The sequence below is a fragment of the Athalassotoga sp. genome, from assembly GCF_049965695.1.
Lineage (GTDB): Bacteria > Thermotogota > Thermotogae > Mesoaciditogales > Mesoaciditogaceae > Athalassotoga.
This window is the reverse complement of sequence record NZ_JBMFWB010000075.1, coordinates 1-597: the sequence shown is the minus strand read 5'-3', so window position 1 is coordinate 597 and position 597 is coordinate 1. Positions and strand designations below refer to the sequence as shown.

Here is a 597-nt window from a genome sequence, read left to right as displayed (position 1 = left end):
CAGCGTCAATTCGAGGATGCGAAGCGTGCGCGGAAGCTCTACCATATTGTTGGATGCCCTACAGTGGAAAATTTTAAAAATATTCTGAGGCAAAATATTATTCAGAATTGCCCAGTTACTCCAGCTGATGTTGATTTGGCTGAGAAAATTTTTGGTCCAGATATTGGAACACTGAAAGGAAAAACAACCCGCAAAGCACCACCACGTGTTAAGGAAGATCTGGTGGAGGTTCCACCTGAATTGAAAGAAAAGCACAAAAATGTGACTTTCTGCATGGATATTCTATATGTCAATGGAATGCCGATGCTCACTGGGATCGACAGGTCGATTCGGTTCTGCAGTCATGTTCCATTGGACAATCGAACAGCAGACGAATTATTCGAAGGTCTCGATAAAATTCTCCGTCATTACAACAATGCCGGATACAACATTGAAATGATTTTGTGTGATCAAGAGTTAAAGCCATTGATGGATCTAGTCAAGGATGAGCTCAATGTATCAATGAACTACACAACTACTGATGAGCATGTTCCGGAGGCGGAACGAAACAATCGCACAATTGCCGAACGGATCCGCTGTGCCTACCACAACCTCCCC

General features: G+C 43.4%; 1 protein-coding gene. It reads left to right on the top strand.

The genetic code is table 11. The features are described from left to right. Positions 1-63: 63 nt before the first annotated feature. The coding region (locus tag ACP5NR_RS08810; RefSeq protein WP_428006375.1) for a hypothetical protein at positions 64-597 on the top strand (534 nt) is incomplete at its 3' end.